The sequence below is a fragment of the Brevundimonas denitrificans genome, from assembly GCF_030160755.1.
GTDB lineage: Bacteria > Pseudomonadota > Alphaproteobacteria > Caulobacterales > Caulobacteraceae > Brevundimonas > Brevundimonas denitrificans.
Window position 1 is genome coordinate 1 of sequence record NZ_BSOY01000099.1, and the last position, 6,197, is coordinate 6,197.

Annotated in this window: 7 protein-coding genes, 1 pseudogene and 1 riboswitch; of the genes and pseudogenes, 1 reads left to right on the top strand and 7 read right to left on the bottom strand. The window is 65.6% G+C overall.

Features of this window, described 5'->3' with window-relative positions; translation table 11 throughout:
• The 3 genes from QQJ79_RS14400 to QQJ79_RS14410 all read right to left on the bottom strand — a co-directional run.
• Positions 1–183 (bottom strand): hypothetical protein (locus QQJ79_RS14400; RefSeq protein WP_284223611.1); only part of this gene is annotated, 183 nt, incomplete at its 3' end.
• Positions 184–262: 79 nt separating this feature from the next.
• On the bottom strand, positions 263–604 hold the full coding sequence (locus QQJ79_RS14405) for a hypothetical protein (protein WP_284223612.1): 342 nt from the start codon (positions 602–604) through the stop codon (positions 263–265).
• An 89-nt stretch (positions 605–693) separates the two neighbouring features.
• Positions 694–1,116: an endonuclease domain-containing protein gene (locus tag QQJ79_RS14410; RefSeq protein ID WP_284223613.1), complete on the bottom strand. Its 423-nt coding sequence runs from the start codon at positions 1,114–1,116 to the stop codon at positions 694–696.
• 233 nt (positions 1,117–1,349) lie between these two features.
• Between QQJ79_RS14410 and QQJ79_RS14415 the strand changes: the two genes are divergently transcribed.
• Complete coding sequence (locus QQJ79_RS14415; RefSeq protein ID WP_284223614.1) at positions 1,350–2,012, top strand: DsbA family oxidoreductase; 663 nt, start codon at positions 1,350–1,352, stop codon at positions 2,010–2,012.
• 14 nt (positions 2,013–2,026) lie between these two features.
• Here QQJ79_RS14415 and QQJ79_RS14420 read toward each other — a convergent pair whose 3' ends face one another.
• The 4 genes and pseudogenes from QQJ79_RS14420 to QQJ79_RS14435 all read right to left on the bottom strand — a co-directional run.
• Positions 2,027–3,403, bottom strand: a complete 1,377-nt coding sequence (locus QQJ79_RS14420; protein ID WP_284223615.1) for an ATP-binding protein — start codon at positions 3,401–3,403, stop codon at positions 2,027–2,029.
• 51 nt (positions 3,404–3,454) lie between these two features.
• Entirely contained in the window at positions 3,455–3,847 is a 393-nt protein-coding gene (locus QQJ79_RS14425) for a hypothetical protein (protein WP_284223616.1), read from the bottom strand.
• Positions 3,844–5,673: a phosphomethylpyrimidine synthase ThiC gene (gene thiC / locus QQJ79_RS14430; RefSeq protein WP_284223617.1), complete on the bottom strand. Its 1,830-nt coding sequence runs from the start codon at positions 5,671–5,673 to the stop codon at positions 3,844–3,846. The genes QQJ79_RS14425 and thiC overlap by 4 nt, the downstream gene beginning before the upstream one ends.
• A 136-nt stretch (positions 5,674–5,809) precedes the next feature.
• Positions 5,810–5,917, bottom strand: a riboswitch (TPP riboswitch).
• 38 nt (positions 5,918–5,955) lie between these two features.
• Positions 5,956–6,197 (bottom strand): annotated as a pseudogene (locus tag QQJ79_RS14435) (hypothetical protein); the annotation flags it as partial.

Sequence of the window (6,197 nt, forward strand, 5' to 3'; positions counted from 1 at the left end):
GCCCTCGCGCGCCGCCCGCGCCCGCATGGCGCTGAGCCCGACCCCGTAGCGGCGGCAGGCCTCGGGCGCCGACATCCCGGCCAGATAGTCCACGCGCACCGCCGCCCAGACCTCCTCGGGCGCGGCCCACCGACCCTCGCCCGGGCGAGTTTCCATGTCGTCGTAACGTGTTCCGTCAGCCATCCGCGGTCCTCCCCTCGTTGATGGCGCGGGAGGATAGGGGCGGGGTGCGTCAGAATCGGTCGGAGGGGTTCGACCAGGCCTAGCCGCACGCGCAGACGGCTTCCCGGGTGCAGATCGAGGGGGCGCCGGACGTGGGCGCGGCGTAGCGGGTCACGCCGGAGGCGCACCGCGCCGGTTGTCCGACGGGGCATACGGCGGTGCAGCCGCCGCAGACGCCGGTCGGGGCGGCGCTGCAGCTGGCGGCCTGGGCCGCGCCGGCGCCGGCGTCGACGCGGGTGATGACGGCGTTGACCTGCGAAGGATGATCCCCCGTCGGCTGGCCGAAGGTGCCGATGAAGCCGGCGCCGGGAATGCCGCCCGCCGGCACACAGGCCGCGAGCGCCAGGACGACGGCTGCGATAGCCAGAACGCGCTTGAACATCGGATCCTCCCCAGGATGGTCCTCAATGGGTAGGCGATCAGCGGTATGCGAGCAAGGCGTGGGGATGAGGGGGGACGCGCTGCGGGTGGTCAGCCCCCTCCACCATCCTTCGGATGGTCCCGTCGTCGGATCGCATGCGATCCTTCCTCCACCCCCGGTGGGGGAGGACAGGTGCGCGCCTTCAGACTGACCATAACGCCCTCGAGATTGCCCAGCACGTCACGGGCCGCAATCCGGCAGACGGCAACCCCGCGCAGGTTCAGCCAGGCCGTCCGCCGGGCGTCATGCCGGATGCGGTCGGGATGCTCGTGGCTCACCCCATCGACCTCGACCGCCAGACGCGCCGCCTCGCAATAGAAGTCCAGCACGTAGGGGCCGACGGGGTGTTGGCGGCGAAACCGGGCGCCGAGCCTTTGCCTCCGGATCGCCTGCCACAGGATGACCTCCGGCAGGGTGAGGGTCCGCCGGAGCTTCCGTGCACGCGCGATGGTGGATTTCGGCGGATACATCATACCAGTTTAACGCGAACGTCGCGACCCGAAAAGTCCTCCCCCCTCGGGGGAGGGGGACCATGCGAAGCATGGTGGAGGGGGCCGGCGGCGCGTCGCGACCGAGGGCGCTAGCCCCGCGTCGGGCCCCCTCCGTCACGGCGCTGAAGAAGCGCCGCGCCACCTCCCCCGGCGGGGGAGGACTTTAGCGCGCCCCTGCCCCTCCCCCATCGGGGGAGGACTGCTATGGTGTCCCCATGCCCCGCACCCTGCACATCGACTTCGTCTCCGACATCGTCTGCCCCTGGTGCGTCGTGGGGCTGGGCGGGCTGGAAGCGGCGCTGGCGGCGCTGAAGGCCGAGGGGATCGAGGCGGAGATCCATTTCCAGCCGTTCGAGCTGAACCCGCAGATGCCGCCCGAGGGCGAGAACATCGTCGAACACATCGGCCGCAAATACGGCTCGACCCCCGAACAGTCGGCGGCCAACCGGGCCATGATCACCGAACGGGCGGCGGAAGCCTGGCCGGGCTTCGAAATGCGGATGGGGCCGGACAGCCGGATCTGGAACACCTTCGACGCCCACCGGCTGCTGCACTGGGCGGGGACGGTCGGGGCGGCGGAACAGAGGGCGCTGAAGGCGGCGCTGTTCACGGCCCATTTCACCGACGGCCGGACGATGACGGACGCGGTGGTGCTGGCCGACGCGGCGGAGGCGGCGGGGCTGGACCGGGCGAAGGCGGTCGAGGTGCTGGCCGACGACCTCTATGCGGCCGAGGTGCGGGCGGCGGAGGCGCTGTGGGTCTCGCGCGGGATCAACGGCGTGCCCGCCGTGGTGGTGGAGGGGAAGTGGCTGATCTCGGGCGGGCAGCCGGCGGGGGTGTTTGAGGAGGCGTTGAGGAGGATGGCGGGGGAGGGGTGAACTGACCTCCGGTGCTATTTTTTCCGATATGCCGTGTTGCTCGTGCGTGTGCCGGGGACCTGTTCGATAAGGCCTCGGTCAACCATCCGACCGAAAATATTCTTCATCTGGTAGTCCGCTCGGATGTGAGTGATTTCCCGAGCTTGCGAGTTCTTTATCGTTTCGTTGTCGTCCAAGAATTTCATGATCGCCTCTTCGGGCGACGCAAGCGCTTCGTGCCTGATCGAAACTAGAACCGAGTTGTCCCGCTCCTCGATGACTGGTTCCTTCAGACCTAGCTCATGCATGGCTGCGAATGCCGTGTTCAAGCCTTCGCCGACGTCCTTGTTGGGGGCTTCGGGAAACTTGTTCAGCACGCGGACCACAGCGCCATTCCGCGCAAACCGCTCGGCGAGAATGTTTTCCACGGTGATATGTGCTGGGAGACGACCGGGGCTCTCAATTTCAATTCGGTTGTCAAAGATCCGGATGTGGACATCATCGGCGATGCTGTAATCTCGGTGGAGGACAGCATTCGTGATTATTTCGTGCAGAGTTTCTGCTGGATACTTGATGGCCTCAAGAGAGGCTCCTCCCATTTTGGGAATGGCTTCGGTGTGTTTAGTTGTGAGCTCAACGGCATTACGAATTTGATCGTAAAGCGGCCCTTCAACTGTTTCGGGATCAAAGGCCAAGGCCTTTCGAAAGCCTTCAGCCTCTTTCGTTTTGTAACGGTAGATTTTGATGCCGCATCGCTTGGGAAGCGCGGCCTGCGGTTCGTCTGAAAACATTAGAACTGCCGCAACGGACGGACGGCCGTCGCGAATGAGAATTTGCTTCTTTAGCCAAGCCGCGGGCTCAGCGGCGGGGACGACGCCCGCTATGAATCTCTGGGTGATCTCGGACTCGACAACGACCTCGACCGGGACATTTACGAGTTCCGTTTCGAACGACGCGACACCTTTGTCATACTCCAGCCTGCGCAACGCTTCCGGGTTGTTTGCGGGGAGGTTCTGAGCGCCCCGTCGAACGTAAGGCGTACCGTTGGATGCAGAAGAGATCCCTTGGGTCCGCGCGACCTGCACCTTCAAAATGATGCCGCCGCCATCAGGCGCAGCCAAGAATTCGTACTGGTAATCAGTGCCCAGTGGGAAGAACTGCTCGAAAGCCTGGATATGGCCGTTTGCGGCCTCTTGATCCGCAAAACCACGCCAGCGGCGGGTTTTTTCTGGTCCAACCTCGTCGACGCCGATGAATAGTTCGCCCCCATCGGCATTCGCGAACGCCGATATGGTCTTGGTCAAGTTGGCTGGCGATATTCCGATGCTCTTCACATCAGAGAACTGGCCCTCTGCCGTTTGAATTACGGCAGCGGCGTCTTCAGCGGAAATTTCAATCAGGTCCAAAGGCATTGGACATTAATCGGGCATTCGGCGCGATTCGCAAATCCCGGTCGTGTCGGCTCACGCTCTGAACACCTGCTTCATCTCCGCAACGTCTTGCACGGCGGGCCAGCGTACGCCGTGGTGTCCGATAGTTCGAAGCTCGAAGAGCGGTTTGATCGGGCAGATATAGAACATCACCCGGCCATCACCGAAGTCTCGAAACATCATGATGCGCCCGCGCGAGTGCCAGTCCGCCGAACCGAAGGTGTCGTCCCCTCGATTCGGTGTGCTGATCATGGCTCCCACATCATCCGTGTAAGCGGAAAAATGGCAGACGCCGTAGGGCTCGAGGCGGATGGTATTCTCATTGAGAACCTCCAAACCCTCAACGTGCACCCGGACGAACTCCAAGGCCTTTCGCCTGTTGGCGATTTGATGGCCGTTGCCCTTCTGCAGAAACGGCTTGCTCACACCTTCACCTCCACCACCCCGCCCCCGGCCCGGAATTTCGCGCTCATCTCCGCCATCCCGGCCTCGGCGTCGAGCAGCGAACCCCCCGCGTCGTTCTGCGCCTGCGCATCCCGGCGGATGTCCTGGCTGATCTTCATCGAGCAGAATTTCGGGCCGCACATGCTGCAGAAGTGGGCGGTCTTGTGGGCCTCCTTCGGCAGGGTGGCGTCGTGGTATTTGCGGGCCGTCTCGGGGTCGAGGCCGAGGTTGAACTGGTCTTCCCAGCGGAACTCGAACCGGGCGCGGCTCAGGGCGTCGTCGTGCAGGCGGGCGGCCGGGTGGCCCTTGGCCAGGTCGGCGGCGTGGGCGGCGATCTTGTAGGTGATGACGCCGTCCTTGACGTCCTGACGGTCGGGCAGGCCGAGGTGCTCCTTGGGCGTGACGTAGCAGAGCATGGCCGTGCCGAACCAGCCGATCATGGCCGCGCCGATGGCGCTGGTGATGTGGTCATAGCCGGGGGCGATGTCGGTGGTCAGCGGCCCGAGCGTATAGAAGGGCGCCTCGTGGCAGTGCTTCAGCTGCTCATCCATGTTGGCCTTGATCTTGTGCATCGGCACATGGCCCGGGCCCTCGATCATGACCTGGCAGCCCTTGGCCCAGGCGACCTTGGTCAGCTCGCCGAGGGTGCGCAGCTCGGCGAACTGGGCCTCGTCATTGGCGTCGGCGATGGAGCCGGGGCGCAGGCCGTCGCCGAGGCTGAACGACACGTCGTAGGCCCGCATGATGTCGCAGATGTCCTCGAAATGCTCGTAGAGGAAGGACTCGCGGTGATGCGACAGGCACCACTTGGCCATGATGGAGCCGCCGCGTGAGACGATCCCGGTCACGCGTTTGGCGGTCATCGGCACGAACGGCAGGCGGACGCCGGCGTGGATGGTGAAATAGTCGACGCCCTGTTCGGCCTGTTCGATCAGGGTGTCGCGATAGACCTCCCAGGTCAGGTCCTCGGCGACGCCGTTGACCTTCTCCAGGGCCTGGTAGATCGGCACCGTGCCGATGGGGACGCTGGAGTTGCGGATGATCCAGTCGCGGATGTTGTGGATGTTGCGGCCGGTCGACAGGTCCATGACGTTGTCGGCGCCCCAGCGGGTGGCCCAGACCAGTTTGTCGACCTCGTCGTCGACGCTGGAGAGGACGGCCGAGTTGCCGATGTTGGCGTTGATCTTCACCAGGAAGTTGCGGCCGATGATCATCGGCTCGACTTCGGGGTGGTTGATGTTGTGCGGGATGATGGCGCGGCCGCGGGCGATTTCCTGACGCACGAACTCGGGCGTGACGAAGTCGGGGATGCTGGCGCCGAAATCCTCGCCGTCGCGGATGCAGGGGGCGGTCTGTTCGCGCCGCAGGTTCTCGCGGATGGCGACGTATTCCATCTCGGGGGTGATGATGCCGGCCTTCGCATATTCGTACTGGGTGACGGGGCGGCCCTCGACGCCCTTGAAGACCTTGTGGTGCGAGGTGTCGAAGCGGGGGGCGAGGTTCTTGCCGCTGGCGTGACCGTTGTCCTCGGGCTTGACCTCGCGCGGGTTCTCGACGGGCGCGATGTCGCCGCGGTCGAGCTGCCAGCTGGATTTGACCAGCGGCAGGCCGCGCTTGATGTCGATGGTCACGGTCGGGTCGGTGTAGGGGCCCGAGGAGTCATAGATGGTCACCGGCGGCTCATTGGCCGACGGGTGGACGGCGACCTCGCGGAAGGGGACGCGGATATCGGGGTAGAGTTCGCCGGCGACATAGACCTTGCGCGACCCGGCGCGTTCGCCGGTCGGGATGGTCCCGGTCTCCTGCATCACCTGCTCGCGGGCGTCTTTCAGAGCCAGATCGACATTGGGCTCTTCGGGCAGGGCGGGGGGCGTGACGGCGATGTTCATGGCGGCCTCAAACGGTGTGAGGTCCGCCGGCGTCGGCAGGGGGGTCCTGTAGCGTGGACCGAAGCGTTTCCCATCCCTTCGCCGGCATGACCCGGATCAGGTTCGACGGGTCAGGCGGATACGCCAATCTCAGCCGCTGCGTGCGACCCCCCGGAGAACGGGACGACCCTACCCCCCGGCGGCGGCGGGTTCAATCGCGGATCAGGGCTCCGACCAGCCGGGGACGGACAGCTCGACCGCGCCGCGGGGGTCGGCGTCGAAGGCGAGGGTGACGGTCTCGCGGCCGTGGGCGGGGACGTAGTCGAGCGTGGCCCCGGCGGTCTGCTCGCCGAGGCGGCCCTCGACCTCGACGCCGGCGGCGGTCTCGTCGCCGAGATTGCGGACCTCGACCTCGGCCAGCCAGACGGCGCCGGCGGGGCGGACCTCGCCGAGCCGGGCCTCGA

What these genes read in the sequence shown, in the direction of transcription:
- QQJ79_RS14405 (WP_284223612.1), bottom strand. Translation starts at nt 604, where the DNA reads ATGTTCAAGCGCGTTCTGGCTATCGCAGCCGTCGTCCTGGCGCTCGCG.
- QQJ79_RS14410 (WP_284223613.1), bottom strand. Translation starts at nt 1,116, where the DNA reads ATGATGTATCCGCCGAAATCCACCATCGCGCGTGCACGGAAGCTCCGG.
- QQJ79_RS14415 (WP_284223614.1), top strand. Translation starts at nt 1,350, where the DNA reads ATGCCCCGCACCCTGCACATCGACTTCGTCTCCGACATCGTCTGCCCC.
- QQJ79_RS14420 (WP_284223615.1), bottom strand. Translation starts at nt 3,403, where the DNA reads ATGCCTTTGGACCTGATTGAAATTTCCGCTGAAGACGCCGCTGCCGTA.
- thiC (WP_284223617.1), bottom strand. Translation starts at nt 5,673, where the DNA reads ATGCAGGAGACCGGGACCATCCCGACCGGCGAACGCGCCGGGTCGCGC.